Source organism: Ferruginibacter sp. (assembly GCF_028288465.1).
GTDB lineage: Bacteria > Bacteroidota > Bacteroidia > Chitinophagales > Chitinophagaceae > Ferruginibacter.
This window is the reverse complement of the sequence record NZ_JAQBNR010000005.1, coordinates 112,824-129,796: the sequence shown is the minus strand read 5'-3', so window position 1 is coordinate 129,796 and position 16,973 is coordinate 112,824. Positions and strand designations below refer to the sequence as shown.

Sequence of the window (16,973 nt, the reverse complement as noted above, 5' to 3'; positions counted from 1 at the left end):
AACTCCAAAATGCCAATCTGGGGGATTTAGGGGTCCAGACTACTTCTTAATCATTCAACTTCAATACCGCCAAAAACGCTTCCTGCGGTACTTCTACGTTGCCTATCTGCTTCATTCTTTTTTTACCTTCTTTCTGTTTTTCCAGCAGTTTGCGTTTACGGCTGATATCACCACCGTAACATTTGGCGGTAACATCTTTTCGGATGGCGCTGATGTTTTCGCGGGCCACTACTTTGGCGCCTATGCTGGCCTGTATGGCAATCTGGAACTGCTGACGCGGCAACAGTTCTTTTAATTTTTCACATAATTTACGGCCAAATTCATGCGCTCTCGCACGGTGAATCAGGGCGCTCAACGCATCCAGTTTATCGCCATTTAATAAAATATCCATCTTCACAATATCACTCGGGCGATATTCAATCGGATGATAATCAAAAGAGGCATAACCACGGGTGATACTTTTTAAGCGGTCGTAAAAATCAAAAACGATTTCCGTTAAAGGCATATCAAAACTCAGTTCTACCCTTGTTGGTGTAAGGTAACCCTGGCTTACCAGCACGCCGCGTTTGCTGATGCATAACGTCATGATGTTGCCAATGTATTCCGGCTTGCTGATCATTTGTGCCCGGATAAAAGGTTCTTCAATCTTTTCTATGCGGCTCGGGTCGGGCATTTGCGTAGGATTGTTTACGGTAATCACTTCGCCCTTGGTGGTGGTGGCAATAAAACTTACGTTGGGTACAGTGGTGATTACGGTTTGGTTAAACTCCCTTTCCAGACGCTCCTGGATAATTTCCATGTGCAGCATGCCTAAAAATCCGCAGCGAAAACCGAAGCCCAAAGCCTGGGATGTTTCCAGTTCAAACGTAAGCGAGGCATCGTTCAATTGCAGCTTGTCCATACAATCCCGCAGCTCTTCAAAAGCATCTGTCTCAACCGGAAAAATACCTGCAAATACCATCGGTTTTACATCCTGAAAACCCTTGATGGACTCCGTTGCACCATTGATCATGGTGGTGATGGTATCGCCCACTTTTACTTCACGGGCATTTTTTATCCCTGTAATAATGTAGCCCACATCGCCGGCCCGCACTTCATTTTTGGGTGCAAGGCCCATTTTTAAAATGCCTACCTCATCGGCTCCATATTCCAGCCCGGTATTGCTGAATTTAATTTTATCGTTCTTTTTTAATGTGCCATTGAACACGCGGTAATAAACAATTATTCCGCGAAAGGAATTGTACACGCTGTCAAAAATTAAGGCTTGTAGTGGTGCTTCCGGATCGCCTTTTGGCGGTGGAATGCGTTCGATAATAGCGGTCAATATCTCTTCAATACCAATACCACTTTTGCCGCTGGCCAGCAAAATATCTTCTGCCTTGCAGCCAATCAATTCTACAATCTGGTCGGTTACCTCGGGTATCATGGCGCCGTCCATGTCAATTTTGTTGATCACGGGAATGATCTCCAGGTTATTGTCTATCGCCAGGTATAAATTGCTGATGGTTTGCGCCTGTATTCCCTGGCTGGCATCCACCAGCAACAGGGCACCTTCGCAGGCAGCCAGGGCACGGCTCACTTCATAGCTAAAATCCACGTGGCCGGGTGTATCGATCAGGTTAAACACGTATTCTTCGCCCTTCCATTTGTAATTAATTTGTATGGCGTGACTTTTTATGGTAATACCTTTTTCCCTTTCAAGATCCATATCGTCCAGCACCTGCGCCTGCATATCCCTTTCGCCGATGGTATGGGTAAATTCCAGTAAACGGTCTGCCAGCGTGCTTTTTCCGTGATCGATATGTGCAATAATGCAAAAATTTCTAATATTCTTCATTCCCTTGTTCGTCTGTTTTTAGAGCCGCAAAGATAGCCGCTTTTGGCGGATTTGGAACAGGAGGAAAAATTGAAAAAACAGGCCGTAAAATAGCCACACTTTCCAGTACAGGCTGGGCTTTCAGCGGAGGCATGCCAATCGGCTTTGGTTCCGGCTATCCGTTGCAAGCCCTCCGTAACCGCTGGCGGGGTTTGCAACCGCCGCCAGGGTTACTCCGGTCTTTCCACTCCTATCCTGCAGCCATTGGGCAAGCGGAGCTTTGTTGAACAGGTTAAAATGCAGTGCGTCCAGTTCGAAAAGAATCGTACGTCAGTAGTGAAACAATAAAAAAAGAGGAATTTTTTCAGGCAAGTCTGTACAACAGTTTAAAACATGCGTCAACCACATTCGCCTGACTGGCTCAATCAAGAATTGGTTCATATAGGCACATAAAAAAAGCACCAAATTTGTTTTCCCACTTTCCAATTGCTTGTTCCGTAGTACTTCCTAAACCTGATGCTCCTGCTTTGAGTTGATCCATCTTTTTACAGATTCTTTCTTCTCAATTCATGGTGTAAATATACAAATCCAGTTGGCACTTATGCAACTTTTTAGACGGGTATTTTTCGAAGTTACCAGTCTAGTTTTGCACAGCTTTCGCCCCGCAAATTGCATTCTGCATAAATAAAAATCCGTATTAAAAATGAGGATGATTTAAAACTATTTTTTCTTACACACAACGACGGCTAAGGAGACAAAGGAAACGGCGAAATATAGAACTTTGTACCGGTTGTATTCTTTGTTCCTTTGTGTAGAATACTTTGTATTTTTATCTAAACGATTATAAATCATCAATAACTGCCGAATGAATACAACCAGGTTTTCCCGCTATATTTTTATATTACTTTTTATTGCTGTTAACAGCATAGCCGTTTTGCCGGCTCATGCCCAGTCAACCAGTACAGCACCGCTTCGGGTAGCCGTTGCCGGTATTACGCATGGCCACGTGGCCTGGCTGTTAAGCAGGAAGAAGCCCGACATGGTATTGATTGGCATTTACGAACCCAACGATGAATTAGCGCAGCGATACGCCAAACAATATGGTCTGGATTCAAAATTAATTTACCACGACTTGGGTAAAATGCTGGATGCGGTAAAACCCGAAGCTGTTGTGGCTTTTGGCTCCATATTGCAGCACATGGAAGTTGTGGAAGCCTGTGCTCCGCGGCACATTCATGTAATGGTTGAAAAGCCCCTGGCAACGACCTTGGCGCAGGCCGTAAAGATGCAGGAGCTGGCTACAAAAAACAATATTCAACTACTGACCGATTTTGAAACTTCCTGGTATCCATCTACAGTGAAAGCTTATGAACTGACGAACGACAGCAATTATATTGGCCCAATTAAAAAGGTCGTAATACACGATGGTCACCAGGGACCAAAAGAAATTAATGTAAACAAAGAATTTTTTGACTGGCTTACTGATCCGGTACAAAACGGTGGCGGTGCGCTGATAGATTTTGGTTGCTATGGCGCCAACCTGATGACTTATTTAATGAAGGGCGAACAACCCATTTCCGTTACTGCGGTAACACAACAATTTAAACCCGCCATCTATCCAAAGGTAGATGATGAAGCGACTATTGTGGTGAGCTATCCAACAGCACAATGTATTATACAAGCTTCCTGGAACTGGCCCTTTGGCAGAAAAGACATGGAGGTGTACGGGCAAACCGGGTATGTAATTACGGTAAATAATACCGACATGCGATTGAGGGCAGAGAAGGATGCCAAAGAACACAGCCGCGTGGTAACTGCCGCCGAAGTACCGGTGTATGAAGACCCGTTTAGTTATTTTGCCGACGTGGTGCATAACAAAATAAAAGTTCCTGAAAATGGCGTTTATGCGTTGAAAACAAATGTAACCGTGGTGAGGATTTTAGAAGCCGCAAGGGAATCTGCGAAGACGGGGAAAACGGTTTATTTGAAGAAATAGTTTCTGACCAATAAGTATAGACATATTGCGCTTTTAAAAACGTTTTTTAATTTTTTCAAGTAAATAAAATGCTGGAATTTTGAAAATAAATTATCAGCCATGCAATCCGTACAACAGGCGATTATCGCATTAAACACCAACTTTTAAAAGCTAAATTTTGAAAACAATTCGAAATTTTTCTCAGATATTTTACCTAAAAAAATTGATGAGATAGTTAATCTTATTAATCAGGCACATTATAAATATCCTTTGCCAAATGAGGTAGATAAATTCACGGCTCTAACAAATGATGAAAAGAAATGTATTGACGAGTATGTTGTTAGAAAAGATTTAAATTACTGGCAAAAGGATTTTCAGTTAAACGCTTGTAAAATCAAAATGGCAGAATGCTTGCTGCAATTCCACAATGATTGTTATTATCCTGGCATTTTAAGCTCCATAATCTAGCTGTTCGAAGAAGTTTATGGGCTATTCCTGAAGACTTCTATGGCATAAGTGATTGGGTCACTTCGTCCCCGGATACTTCTCCTCTCCCTTTGCATAAAACCAAAGAATGCGGTTCATCGCATCATCTTCTCCCCCATCCACTTCATTAAACACTTCTTCCTGCGATTGCAATGCGTATTTTCTTGCCTTTCCCTGTAAGGTTTTAAGGTCTTTATTCATCTGGTTCAAGGGAATATTGTTAGGTAAATAAGTATAAGCTGAGGTATCTTTTTGAGTGGTAAAACAATCCATCATCAGGCGGGCCGTACCATCCATAATATTCATGGGCGGCACGCCCAGTATTTGCTCTATCGTTCTCAGCATAGAGGTTTGATTGTAGTTGGCAGTCACGAGTTTTCCACTGCTGTAAGGGCTGATGGTTAAACCAATGGTTCGGTAGGCAGAGATATGATCCCAGCCACTTTGCGAATCATCCTGCGTAATAAAAATAACAGTTGAATCCCAGAATTTGCTTTTGCTAACCATATCAACAATGCGGCCGACAGCCAGGTCATTATCGGCCACCATGGCGCTGGGCGTGGGAAAAGAAGGAGATGTGCCGGCGCTGTGGTCGTTGGGTAAACTCAACACCATCAGGTTGGGCAACTGGCCTGCCGAGTCAAATTGTTTCCACTCCTCCATAAATAAATCCGCCCGCTGCTGATCAGTAAAATTAATATTGTCGCAATCGGGATAAGTTGGATGAATTACCGGGCGAACTCTCGCAATGGTGCTACCGTTGTGCCAGTTGGGTTTATTGCCGGCTGTGTAATCCGTATACAAACTAAGCCAGTCTCTCTTTTCATCATATTCTGTTTTACAGGCTTCGCCATAAATACGCACCGTCTTTCCATGATCAAGTGCCTGGTTCCAAATGAAACCATTTTTATTGTACACCAGCGCATCTTCCTGGCGGTGAGGATAGCTTCTTATCCATGCCCTCACATTCTTCTCCACATAATCAGATACCATCCCAGCATCCGTCCATTGGTGCCCTTCGGCAGATGATTTACCGGAGGCGTAATAATCATCCATCCAGCCATATTTTTTTGCCAGTGCATGCATGTTGGGTGTTACTCTTTCACCAAAAATACACAGCGAGGAATCATTTTTCCCGGCAGGCATGTCACCAAAAACCTGGTCGTACGTTTTATTTTCCTTGATAATATAAATAACATGTTTAAACACCGAAGGCTCGCCAAGCCGCTCCGGTACCGGCACCGAAGCAATGCCTTCTCTCGGCATTAACTGTAGTTGTTCCGTTCTGCTTAACAGACTGAGCTGTGCCACTTCCTGGGTATATCTTGCCAATACAGTTTTATCCGGCAACGGAATTATGCTGACAGAAGCCAGTTGGTTATGAATTTGTCTTGCGCCTTTTGTGGCGCTAATTACATTAGATCCATCAGATTCCAGGTTGGTGACGATTAGTTTGTTTCCTGATAAAGCCAAACCGCCGGGATAAGCTTCTGTTGGAATGTAGCCAGTCACATGACCGTTGCCCTTGCCGTAAGTGGACAATTTAGCTCCAAGCGCAACAACTGCCACGGCGTTATCAAAACCATTGGCAACATATAAAATCGTATTGTCATTACTTAAAGCCAGTGCATTGGGACTGCTGCCCTGCAGACTGTTTTTACCTTTCAGCAATCCCACATCAATTTTACCGATGACTGTATTTGTCTTTGTGCTGATTACGCTGACAACATCGCTGGATGCATTGGACACATACACAAACCGTCCGTCTTTTGAAGCAATAATTGCATTGGGATGCAGGTCCACCGTAATGTCCTGCACCTTTTTTCCGCCAGCATCAAATACCGAAACACTTCCCCCGGCGGTGGCGCCGGTACGTGGATCCGTATACGCCAACCCCCATGGAACGCCCGCTCTTTCCTTCAAACTATCTGTTGCTGTATTACCCGCCCAGTTGGAAACATAAAGTTTGTTACCGGCCATTACAACTCCGTACGGAGCTACGCCGGTTGGGCTTCTCCAAATAATACTTTTATCGCTCCAGCGAAATTTCAGTAGTTCATTGTTACCGTTTAATACGGTATAAAAATATGGTTCGCCTTTTTCTATGGATACAATTACCTGGTTGGGTATGGCCGTTGCTGCAGGTGCTGCTTTATCGATTGAAACAGCCGATATATCCTGTAATCCATTTTTCCATTCTGCCATCATGATGGCAGAGTTGCCATTGTCTGTTTCCGTTGCACTCCATAAAATCCATGTTTGCCCTTTCCACATAAATGACGTGATGCCGGAATAAGTGCTGATATAATTTTTATACGCAGGCAGGTCTGAATAACTCCAGCGTTGAACAATTTTCTTGTTAACAGCATCCAGCACTACAACGCCATAGCGGTCTTCAATAACCAGTTTACCATCGCTGGTAATGGTGGCCGCATCCAGCGCATGATTTTCCTGGTTTGGATCGCCGAAACGAATGACTTCTCCTGCAGAATGGAGTATGCGGTTAAAAGGCATTAACCGTAAGGAATCATTGCGCCGCCTTAAAAAATCACCCAATGCTTCAATGTGATCTGTGTTGAGATAATCCACTTTCAGTTGCTCCATTGTTTTCCACGCTGCGGCAAAATCAGGACAGGCATAAAAGCGAATTGGCTTATGTGCTGCATGGGCTCTTGCAATCATTTCATTCAGCGCTGTGCGGGCGGTATCAGGCAGTTCACCCATCCCTCTCCATTTGGTGTGGTCTTCAAAATCTTCACTCAGCATGGCGATTTTTGCCAGTGCATCTTTACTATAAGTTTTATTGGCATCCCCATCAAACCAAATAAAAGAAGGATAATTTTTATATGTTTTTACATCCGGTCTGTTGCCCGTAATTACAATGCGCACAGTTTTATTGCGAATAATGCCAGGATATTTTTGAAGCAATTCAACCAATGCTTTTAAGGTTGGTTCAGGTTGTGTTTTGATGTCAATGAGCAATTGCAGTTTGCGGTTGATATCTTTATAAACAGTGCCACTATTGGCTGCAATACTTTTTACCAATGGATCGAGATACAATAACTCAAGTGTATTTGCCAGCACCAGTTTATCAGAATCATGGCCCACTACAAGACTGCCGTTTCTTAAATGGATATCTGCTTCTATTGAACCAAATTGCTCAGCATATGCCTGGAAGAAAGGACTGCGCTGGTGGTAATCGTTGTGCGAATGTGCATTGGCTGCCGTGTAGATAACGGGCTGCGCAAACACACCCATAAAAAAACTGCTGATTAAAAACAATAGAGAAGCAAAAAGTAATTTCATAATGAAGTTTATCAAAATTAAAAAAGATGACCTGTATTACAACAGATCATCTTTTAATAATAATTTTTTAATGGCGAATGAACAAAAAACGTTAGGCTCGGGGGTTGGTGATACCTCTTTAATTGATACTGCTGCTTGATTTTAAACAGCCCTGGTAGGCACCCGGAGTAATGCCTTCTATCTTTTTAAAAATCCGGACAAAATAATTCACATCTGTAAAACCGCACAGTGAACTTACGGAGGTGATGCTTTTCTGTTGTTCGGCCAGTAATTGTTTGGCCAGCTTAATGCGTTCCTGGTTGATGTATTCTACCGGCGTAACACCAAACTGTTCCTTAAACCACCTGAAAAAATGATTCCGGCTCAGGTAGGCTTTCCGGCACAGGTTATTGATCAAAATTTTATCCGTCAGATTTTCATGAATAAAATGCATCACATACTGTAAACGGGTCTGGTTGCCGTTGTGAGTAATTTCTGTTTTTACCTGCTGCAGGTGCTGACTCTGCACCAGTCTTATCAACAGTTCTTTTAAATTAAGATCGGCATAAATATTTTTAGTAGTTTCTGCACTGCTGCAAATCCTTATCAGTTTATTGATCAGGTCGCTTACTTCGTTGTCATTGTCAAAATGATATTGATTAAACTGCAGTTTCCATTCATGCAAATCCTGCTTGTTGTTGTAAAAATTATTCAGATAATCAAGTGTGCCGGTTATGTATTCAGCATCCACTGCCAGTGCTATACATTGCGAAGGTGTTGCTGCCGACGCTTCCGGAAAATCAATTACCATGGTTTGGTGTGCAGGCACAATCACCGTTTCACCGGGCAAATAAACGAAGGCGGGCTCATCAAACAGGTGCATTATTTTTTTTCCGCGGATCATACTGGTAATTACAAAATCACTAAAAGTCAAAGGCACCCTGTAGGCTTGCTGGTAACTTTCAAAAACATTCAGTTCGCAATTATTGAGGTTGAAAATACGGCGGTTTTCTACCAGCGTTTGCAGGTATCTGGGTTGGGTAAGGTCAATATGGTGCAGGTTATTTTTTGCTGCCATGGCATTCGTTTGATTGTAAGTTAATGTGCTTTGGGCATTCTTTAAAATGTTAGGTACAATTGTGCTATTTAAAGACACGATCGTACAGCAGGTTGTACCGAATTAGTTCCACATTTAGTTATTAATTAACGAAAAAAAAACGCTTCCATTATGAGTACAACTACAACCGCAGCACCGGTTAGTAATGTGGCTGCACGCCCTACTTTTAAACAACAATACGAGCATTACATCGGTGGCAAATGGGTTGCCCCCTCCAGCGGTGAATATTTTGACAATTCTTCTCCCATTGACGGGAAAGTTTTTACCAAAGCGGCACGTGGCAATGCAAAGGATATTGACCTGGCCATTGATGCAGCGCAGACCGCTTTTGAAACATGGGGAAAGAGTTCCGCCACTTTCCGCAGCAATCTTCTAATTAAAATTGCACAGGTAATTGAAGATAACCTGGAATACCTCGCCGTGGTGGAAACCATTGATAACGGTAAAGCCATCCGCGAAACAAGGCTGGCAGATTTGCCGCTCGTAATTGATCATTTCCGGTATTTTGGTAGTGTAATCCGTGCAGAAGAAGGCAGCATGAGTGAACATGACGACACCACCGTTTGCCTGAATGTTCATGAACCCATTGGTGTGGTGGGCCAGATCATCCCATGGAATTTTCCTTTGCTGATGGCTACCTGGAAAATTGCACCCGCACTGGCTGCAGGCTGTTGCGTGGTGGTAAAACCGGCAGAACAAACGCCTACCAGCATCATGTGTTTAATGGAACTGATTGGTGATTTATTGCCGCCCGGCGTATTAAATATTGTAACAGGCTTTGGCCCGGAAGCAGGTAAACCCCTGGCCAGCTCACCCAGGATCAATAAAGTATCTTTCACCGGAGAAACTACTACCGGCCGTTTGATTATGCAATACGCTTCCGAAAATTTGATTCCTGTAACCATGGAACTGGGAGGCAAAAGCCCGAACATATTTTTTGAAAGTGTGGCTGAAGCTGACGATGAATTTTTCGACAAAGCAATAGAAGGCGCCGTGATGTTTGCATTGAACCAGGGCGAAGTCTGCACCTGCCCAAGCCGGATATTGGTACACGAAAATATCTACCAGAAATTTATGGATCGTGTGGTGCAGCGCACCCGTTCCATTAAGCTTGGCAATCCCCTGGCGGCTGATACCATGATGGGTGCACAGGCCTCCGAAGACCAGTACAATAAAATTTTAAGTTACCTGGATATCGGCAAACAAGAAGGTGCCGAAGTGCTATGTGGTGGTGAAGCCTTTCATCAAAACAGCGGGCTGGAACATGGCTTCTACATTAAGCCGACGATTTTTAAAGGCCATAATAAGATGCGCATTTTCCAGGAAGAAATTTTTGGGCCGGTTGTATCAGTTACCACTTTTAAATCAACCGAAGAAGCTATTGCTATTGCCAACGATACTTTATACGGTCTGGGTGCCGGTGTTTGGACAAGAGATGCCCATGAAGTATACCAGGTACCAAGAGCCATTAAAGCTGGCCGTGTTTGGGTAAACTGCTATCATGCGTATCCTGCCCATGCTCCTTTTGGCGGTTACAAAAAATCTGGTTTCGGAAGAGAAAATCATTTGATGATGCTGAGCCACTACCGTCAAACTAAAAATATGCTTATCAGTTACAGTAAAAGTAAACTGGGCTTCTTTTAATATTTGGAAAACCTAAAGAAAAAAGGCGGCGTATTTATTGCCGCCTTTTTTTCTACAAATAGTATAACGATATGATACCAAGAATAACGGCAACAGACAAGGCGCTTGCGTTAATAGAACAATTAAAACAATTGCATGGCCCGCTGATGTTTCATCAAAGTGGTGGTTGCTGTGATGGCAGCCAGCCCATGTGTTTCAACGCAGGCGAATTTAAAGTCGGCGGCAGCGATGTATGGATGGGTACTATCAGTGATTGCAAATTTTATATGGGCGCCGATCAGTTTGAATACTGGAAACACACGCAACTGATTCTGGATGTTACGCCGGGCCGTGGCAGCAGTTTCTCGCTCGAAATCCCACTCGGCGTTCGTTTCTATATTCAGTCAAGAATGTTTACGGATGAAGAACTGGAGCTGCTGGAACCTTTGAAGGAGATACAGGATGCTTAAGGCTGGATACCGGATACTAAATACTTGATACTGATGGATAAGCCAGTCTATTTGAAACTTGATATTTTTTAAATTTTGAATTTTTACTTTTTTAATTTTTACTTCCTCTTCCCGGCTGATGCATCATTAAATCTTCTATCACTATCGCAATCTGGGCAGGTGTTTGTCTAAAGGTCAGATAAGTGAATTTTTCTCCCGGTATCAGTACATTCTTTCCATCGGCCTCCACGTCAAAATTTAATTTCCGGCTGCCAAACCAGGGCGAAATACCACGCACTGCTACCAGCACGGCTGTTTCATCCCAGCTGTTGCGGCCAACCGTATTGCTGTCTTTTGCAAGCGCCACACTAAATGCATCTTTTACAGGGCTGTTTTGTATCTTTTCATTATGAATCAGGCCTATGCCGGTTAATATTTTTTCTCCAATTTCAAAGCCACTGATAATTACTGGCGTGGGCCATTCTGCAAATACTTTTTTAGTGGCTGCCGCATCTACCATCACATTAAATTCATAACCTGTTTTACCATCCTCGCCTATTCTTGCTGCCATTGAGACCAACTGCTTCACCTTCTTTTTAACCAATGATTTTCCATCAAGCAATGAATACCCGTCTGCGGTGGAATTAAGTAAACCGGCGAGGTTGGTAAAGAAACCTACACTTACAATCGTCACACTTTTATCAGGCTGGGCCGCCAATATTTTGCGGTACAATTTCACTGCATCAACCGCCTGATCATTTGATTGTAATGCATGCGGATATTTGGCAATAATTGCCTGAGCCCATTGTTGCGAACAATCCTTGTCAGGCTTGTCAGCTTTTACAACTCCTACCGGAATATCGGGTCTTTTAAAATAAGCATTGAGTACGCTCAATGTAGGTACCGTAGTTTCAAAGGCGTTGCTTGAAATTGTTGCCAAAATCCGGGCCTCTCCCTTGTCGGCAAAAGCATGCAGCAAAGCCATCGCACCAACATCGTCATAGTCAGGGGCTATATCAGTATCGAAAATGATGGGTACGGCTGTACGCTGCTGGGCAGTACCTGTAAAACTAAAAAACAGTAACAGGAGAATACTTAGTTTTTTCATTCAGCATTTTTTGTAGTAACAGTTGCAATTCGCTTATGGCTTAAACAGTGAAGTTAACCACTGCAAACCATACAAACCAAAATCATATTATGGACAGGCCGGGATCATATTTATTGATTGTCATCTGCGCTATTTTGTTAATCAAATCATCTTTCATTATAAAATTAAAGATCATGAAAAAGTTACTGGTTATACTGTTTGTTTTACCTGCGCTGAGTTGCGTAGCCCAGAAATGGGAGAAAAAATATGATTACGTAGACAATTGCACCTGTGGACTTTCGAAAGTAAAAAAAGATGGAAAAATTGGCTATGTCAACAAGGAAGGTGTAGAAGTAATTAAACCCCAATTTGAAGACGGATTGACGTTCAACGAAGGATATGCGGCTGTAAAAGATGGGCCAAAATGGCGCTACTTCGACAGCACCGGAAAAGCTATTACTGACGCCATTTTTGATGATGCGCTGAACTTTTCCAACGGTATTGCACCTGCATCTAAAAATGGAAAGTACGGCTACATCAACATCAAAGGGGAAACGGAGATACCGTTTGAATTTTCCAATGCAAGAGGCTTTGCAGATGGCCTTGCTCCGGCTGCCAACGCCAAAGGTTTTTGGGGATATATAGATCTGAAAGGGAATTGGGTAGTTAAGCCGATGTACGATTTTACTGATAATTTTGAAAACGGGGAGGCCAGGGTTATCAAAGGAGAAAAGGTATTCTATATCGATAAACAAAATAAAGTATTACATGATTAGGCTTAGCAGTTTGCGGCAGCCTTTTATTCAATCAGTTTCATGGCGTGTGCCCGGTAAAAGCCACGCCTTTTCCTGTTTTTTACATCTCAACTTATTTTAATAGAATAAAATCTACAATTAAACGTTCATAAGGCAGATTTAATCTCCAGGAAAAAGACTGCAGACAAGTGAGATCACCCGGACCACCTATAAAGCTCTTTTGATTTGGAGTGTTGATGAAATTTATTTTTATGAGCACAATTTTTTACCCGCAGAGTCATGGATGTAGTTCGAGACTTCAAAACGCAGGCAGGCTTTTTAGGGCTGGCTTTTTGCTGGTTTTGCTGGTTAATATTAAAGCGGCTGCAGTTGCCCAAAATAAAAGAACAACCGGTAAAAGTAGTATTGCCAAAATAAGGCAAACAGCCTTACATACCCTTAAAACAAGCCGGAATACCATCTGGTTTCAAAAAAATGCGGGGCAATTTGGAAGCAATGACATTTTATACGGTTTTCTCACATCTTTTGGATCAATGGGTGTGTACAACAATAAGCTAAGAGTGGTTACCCGTCAAGTGGCTGATTCAAAAGAAAAAGGTAAGCAAATCGTTGACATTACTTTTCCAGGGTCATTGCCAGCCTGGACAGTGCAACCAGGAATGATTTCAGCTGTAAAAGGTTCGTACAACACAAAAGACTCCACCATTGTTGCACCCATATTCAATGAAATAACATTGAAAAATGTGTACCCGGGTATCAACCTTCGGTTATACGCCGGCGAAAAAGGTGCCCTTGAATTTGACTGGCTGATTTCCCGGGCGGACGATTATAAAAAAATAAAACTACATTTTACGGGGCAAGACAGCGTTACATTGAATGAACATGGCAGTGTTGTACTGAATATGAAATACGAAGACATGACCATCCTGGTGCCTGAAACTTACCAGGTAACTAACGGGCATAAAGCTGTTTTTGAAACGGGCATGGTGGAGGCAAAAGAAGCGAATACTTTTCAGTATGATATCGCAGGTAAGATTAACACTGCTTTGCCGCTGGTTATCGACCCGGTGATGATGTGGTCTACTTACATGCACAATAACACCAGTACTTTTGATGAATACCTTTATACCATTGCAGTAAATACGGCGAGTGAAGTATATGCCTGCGGCCTTACCAGCGAGACAATGAACAACAGTTATTTAAGCGGCGTAGCACCTGGATTTTTAAGTACCTATAACTATGCAGCGAAACCCTCCGGTGCACAACAATCCGGAATTCTGTATAAATTAAATGCGAAAGGAACGCTTATTACCGCATGGACCTATACCGGAATGACCAACAATGTACCTGTAGACATGGGAATTTTTCCGAACAACAGGGTATTGATTGTTTACCAGACGGACACGGTACAGATATATTCCGGCGACTTAACCACACGCTACTACAATGGTGACATTTCGGCCGATGTAGCAAACAATGTAACTTCCTACCAGTCGCAAACCATCATCGACAACGATGTATTTTACCTGGGGGGAGTTGCAGGCACTGCGCTGCCGCTTTCCATTGTACCTTCCAATGCACCGGATAACACCCTGTTACAGGATGAAGGAATAATATTACGCATTACTGGCGCTACAGGCACCCCTGTTGCAGCCTGGGGTACCTATGCAGGGGGGTCTACCAATGAAACCTTTACGGCTATTGCCGCAACACCCGATAAAACAAAAATAGCTTTTGCCGTACATATCGACGGGGGAGGCAACAGCTTTCCATCGCTGGTAAAACCTATAGATAATATTATAGCGGGAAGTGAATTATTGATAGGAAATTTTGATGTTGCTGCGGCTCCTACCAAATTCAACATGTTATCATTCCTCGGGGGTAGTTCCAACGAGGGTAAATTGGCCACAGGCACCAATGCCGCACTGGTCACAGCAGACAATAACTTCTTTTACGTTGCTGGTAATACCACTTCCACAGATTTTCCCGGCAAAGCTTCCGGAGTTCAAAGTGTACACGGTACAAATGCAACATTGTATGATCAGTTTCTTTCGCAAATTCCGCTGCCTGGCAGTGCCAGCACAGGTTTTATTTCTACTTACAACGGGGGTGATGCCAATGATATTGTCGGTGGGCTTGTGCTTGATCTGCGCACCAAAGATGTATTGCTGTTTGGTTCCACCGAATCCACAGATTTTCCCGTATTCAATACGTCACTGTACAGTCCGTTCTACCAGGATATTCATGGAGCAACAACGGATGGGTTACTGGATATCAGCTATACCGTTTTTGCCAATGGTTTAACCACCCGGAAATTTTCCAGCTTTATAGGTGGCGCTCAAAATGACTACCTGGGGAGCACTGGAAAATTAAAGGGAGCCGGTCATTTTCAGTATAACCCCACAAACGGTCTAACCTATATAGGTACCACCATACACTCAGATGAAACCACGCTTCCCACTCAATGGATGAGTGACATACCCGGCTTTGACAAATCAATACCAGCAGCAACTAAGAGTAAGGACAGCCATTTTATTTTTTCAATGAATCCAAATACGGATGATTTTGGAGATGCCCCGCTCAGTTATGACGGAGCTTCTGCCGCAAGCTCGGCAGTGTCGTTTTTTAATATCCGTATCGGTGCAGAAACAGATGCGGAGCATGAAGCCAACAATTCCGTTTTGGCCAATGGAGATGACCTGCAAAATTACGGCTCCGATGACGATGAAGACGGAATCAGTTTTGTTCCTCCTATCGCCACCGGCGCAACAACTTATTCGGTAACCGTGTCTGTATTTAATAATACGGGGTCTCCGGTGTACCTGGCTGGCTGGATAGATACGGACGGTAACGGAATTTTCGATACCAACGAATATGCATCCGTAACTGTTGCCAGTAGTACTGTGCAACAAACATTGGTGTTAAATTTTACAGGTTTACCAGCCTTTACAACAACAACCGGCCTTACCTATTTACGTGTACGTATTGCCAATGTACCCCTGGCATCGTCGGCAGCTACAGGCTCTTTTGGTAAAGGGGAAGTGGAAGATTATGTTGCTTTACAAACCCTGCTGTTGCCGGTTTTTTTGCAAAAGTTTACTGCAACTCCGCAGGATGAAAACGTACTACTGAACTGGCTGGTGAGCTCCGGAAACGATGTTGCGCAATACGAAATACAAAGGGGAACCGGCATAACTGATTTTAAAAAAATTGGCACCCTTTCAGCAAATGATAAGTTACGGTATAGCTGGCTTGATGTAAACCCTTTTACGGGTGTTAATTATTACCGTTTAAAAATTACCGGTAAGGACAAAACAATCCGCTACAGCGCCCTGCAAATCATCAACTTTAGTAAAAATATACCGGTAACAATCTACCCGAACCCGGCAAACAGCCTGGTGAATGTTTTAACGGGCAGCTTTTTTACCAGGCAGGGCACCATCAGCTTTTTGAGCATGGATGGAAAACTATTAACGCAAAAGAAAATCAACAATTTTACCAGGGTAGAAAACATCGATGTAAGTCATTACCCGTCGGGGCAATATCTTTTAAGAATAACTTGCGGCGATACCATAACAGTTAAAAAAATCAAGTTGGCTGAACATTAGTCATTTGTATATTGCGCTGCCTCCAGATGTGCAAATAAGCAGTCAGCTTCAGCCGGCGTTTAGGTTTTGTAAGAATCTACCTGGTACAAAACTGCAGTAACGCTTTCAGGTCAGCCGGGCGGTTAAAATTGATGCTATTCTCTTTCAGGTAGGTTTTAAGATCTTTGTCAGGAAAAAGCAGGTGAAAATTTTTACGGCTGGCCTTAACAAAAGAGTTGCCGGATGTGCCGAGATAGTAGGCAAACTGTTGCTGAAACAATACATCCGTTCTAACCTGCAGCTTATAATTCTGGTTACTAAGAATCACAGAGTTGAAGGTTTTAATAGCGCCGGTCTCTGAGGTGGCATCGTATCCTCCCCTTTTTTGATTGACTACCTGCAACGTTTGACGCTTTACTGCAAGGATATAATTTCCTGCTTTCAATATCTCCTGTACATATCCTTTTTCATAATAAAAGACGTTTGAATCAATTACGATCGATTTCAACAAGACGGGGTCAGCTATGGCAAGGGTATCACCGGCAGCGCCAATAAAATGCATTTCATCCAGCAGGAAATTATAATTAAACTTTTGTTCAGATGCTGTACCGTCCCTGAAAAAGGCTGTGCCACGGGTGAAGGCAGGCATGGCATACATCGCCTCATTGGGGAGCACCCGGGTAGGAATTTCGCCCATTTTTACCGGGTAAAAATCTGACTGCTGGGCAATAGCAACATTAAAACAGCTAACAAAAATAAACAGGAATAATTTCATATTTTCAATTAAAGCAAT

General features: G+C 43.1%; 12 protein-coding genes. 6 read left to right on the top strand and 6 right to left on the bottom strand.

What is annotated here, in order from left to right; translation table 11 throughout:
* Positions 1–46: 46 nt before the first annotated feature.
* Both lepA and JWR61_RS02875 read right to left on the bottom strand, forming a co-directional pair.
* The gene (gene lepA, locus JWR61_RS02880; RefSeq protein WP_290337934.1) at positions 47–1,837 is read right to left on the bottom strand and encodes a translation elongation factor 4; all 1,791 of its coding nucleotides are present in this window, start codon (positions 1,835–1,837) and stop codon (positions 47–49) included.
* Positions 1,824–1,970: a hypothetical protein gene (locus tag JWR61_RS02875; protein ID WP_301926349.1), complete on the bottom strand. Its 147-nt coding sequence runs from the start codon at positions 1,968–1,970 to the stop codon at positions 1,824–1,826. Before JWR61_RS02875 ends, lepA begins: the two co-directional genes overlap by 14 nt.
* Positions 1,971–2,681: 711 nt before the next feature.
* Here JWR61_RS02875 and JWR61_RS02870 point away from each other — a divergent pair.
* A complete protein-coding gene (locus tag JWR61_RS02870; RefSeq protein ID WP_301926348.1) occupies positions 2,682–3,812 on the top strand; it encodes a Gfo/Idh/MocA family protein in 1,131 nt (376 codons plus the stop codon).
* Positions 3,813–4,316: 504 nt separating this feature from the next.
* Here the strand turns inward: JWR61_RS02870 and JWR61_RS02865 are convergent.
* Complete coding sequence (locus JWR61_RS02865; protein WP_301926347.1) at positions 4,317–7,583, bottom strand: alkaline phosphatase family protein; 3,267 nt, start codon at positions 7,581–7,583, stop codon at positions 4,317–4,319.
* 1 nt (position 7,584) lies between these two features.
* Here JWR61_RS02865 and JWR61_RS02860 point away from each other — a divergent pair, with 1 nt between their 5' ends.
* Complete coding sequence (locus tag JWR61_RS02860) at positions 7,585–7,722, top strand: hypothetical protein (protein ID WP_301926346.1); 138 nt, start codon at positions 7,585–7,587, stop codon at positions 7,720–7,722.
* On the opposite strand, the gene JWR61_RS02855 is transcribed toward JWR61_RS02860, so the two are convergent.
* The gene (locus JWR61_RS02855; protein ID WP_301926345.1) at positions 7,702–8,640 is read right to left on the bottom strand and encodes an AraC family transcriptional regulator; all 939 of its coding nucleotides are present in this window, start codon (positions 8,638–8,640) and stop codon (positions 7,702–7,704) included. The two genes, JWR61_RS02860 and JWR61_RS02855, sit on opposite strands and share 21 nt — an antisense overlap.
* Before the next feature lie 150 nt (positions 8,641–8,790).
* Here JWR61_RS02855 and JWR61_RS02850 point away from each other — a divergent pair, with 150 nt between their 5' ends.
* Both JWR61_RS02850 and JWR61_RS02845 read left to right on the top strand, forming a co-directional pair.
* Positions 8,791–10,323 carry an aldehyde dehydrogenase family protein gene (locus JWR61_RS02850; protein WP_301926344.1) on the top strand — a complete coding sequence of 511 codons (1,533 nt, stop codon included), beginning with the start codon at positions 8,791–8,793 and terminating at the stop codon, positions 10,321–10,323.
* Between the two features lie 71 nt (positions 10,324–10,394).
* The gene (locus JWR61_RS02845) at positions 10,395–10,772 is read left to right on the top strand and encodes a DUF779 domain-containing protein (protein ID WP_290337940.1); all 378 of its coding nucleotides are present in this window, start codon (positions 10,395–10,397) and stop codon (positions 10,770–10,772) included.
* Positions 10,773–10,863: 91 nt separating this feature from the next.
* Here JWR61_RS02845 and JWR61_RS02840 read toward each other — a convergent pair whose 3' ends face one another.
* Positions 10,864–11,859 carry a nucleoside hydrolase gene (locus JWR61_RS02840; protein ID WP_301926343.1) on the bottom strand — a complete coding sequence of 332 codons (996 nt, stop codon included), beginning with the start codon at positions 11,857–11,859 and terminating at the stop codon, positions 10,864–10,866.
* 173 nt (positions 11,860–12,032) lie between these two features.
* Between JWR61_RS02840 and JWR61_RS02835 the strand changes: the two genes are divergently transcribed.
* On the top strand, positions 12,033–12,614 hold the full coding sequence (locus JWR61_RS02835; RefSeq protein WP_290337943.1) for a WG repeat-containing protein: 582 nt from the start codon (positions 12,033–12,035) through the stop codon (positions 12,612–12,614).
* Positions 12,615–12,844: 230 nt separating this feature from the next.
* A complete protein-coding gene (locus tag JWR61_RS02830) occupies positions 12,845–16,201 on the top strand; it encodes a GEVED domain-containing protein (RefSeq protein WP_301926342.1) in 3,357 nt (1,118 codons plus the stop codon).
* Positions 16,202–16,277: 76 nt separating this feature from the next.
* On the opposite strand, the gene JWR61_RS02825 is transcribed toward JWR61_RS02830, so the two are convergent.
* On the bottom strand, positions 16,278–16,955 hold the full coding sequence (locus JWR61_RS02825) for a hypothetical protein (protein WP_301926341.1): 678 nt from the start codon (positions 16,953–16,955) through the stop codon (positions 16,278–16,280).
* Between the last annotated feature and the right edge of the window lie 18 nt (positions 16,956–16,973).

Coding starts and splice junctions, on each gene's coding strand:
- lepA (WP_290337934.1), bottom strand. CDS start 1,837: ATGAAGAATATTAGAAATTTTTGCATTATTGCACATATCGATCACGGA.
- JWR61_RS02875 (WP_301926349.1), bottom strand. CDS start 1,970: ATGCCTCCGCTGAAAGCCCAGCCTGTACTGGAAAGTGTGGCTATTTTA.
- JWR61_RS02870 (WP_301926348.1), top strand. CDS start 2,682: ATGAATACAACCAGGTTTTCCCGCTATATTTTTATATTACTTTTTATT.
- JWR61_RS02865 (WP_301926347.1), bottom strand. CDS start 7,583: ATGAAATTACTTTTTGCTTCTCTATTGTTTTTAATCAGCAGTTTTTTT.
- JWR61_RS02860 (WP_301926346.1), top strand. CDS start 7,585: ATGAAGTTTATCAAAATTAAAAAAGATGACCTGTATTACAACAGATCA.
- JWR61_RS02855 (WP_301926345.1), bottom strand. CDS start 8,640: ATGGCAGCAAAAAATAACCTGCACCATATTGACCTTACCCAACCCAGA.
- JWR61_RS02850 (WP_301926344.1), top strand. CDS start 8,791: ATGAGTACAACTACAACCGCAGCACCGGTTAGTAATGTGGCTGCACGC.
- JWR61_RS02845 (WP_290337940.1), top strand. CDS start 10,395: ATGATACCAAGAATAACGGCAACAGACAAGGCGCTTGCGTTAATAGAA.
- JWR61_RS02840 (WP_301926343.1), bottom strand. CDS start 11,859: ATGAAAAAACTAAGTATTCTCCTGTTACTGTTTTTTAGTTTTACAGGT.
- JWR61_RS02835 (WP_290337943.1), top strand. CDS start 12,033: ATGAAAAAGTTACTGGTTATACTGTTTGTTTTACCTGCGCTGAGTTGC.
- JWR61_RS02830 (WP_301926342.1), top strand. CDS start 12,845: ATGAGCACAATTTTTTACCCGCAGAGTCATGGATGTAGTTCGAGACTT.
- JWR61_RS02825 (WP_301926341.1), bottom strand. CDS start 16,955: ATGAAATTATTCCTGTTTATTTTTGTTAGCTGTTTTAATGTTGCTATT.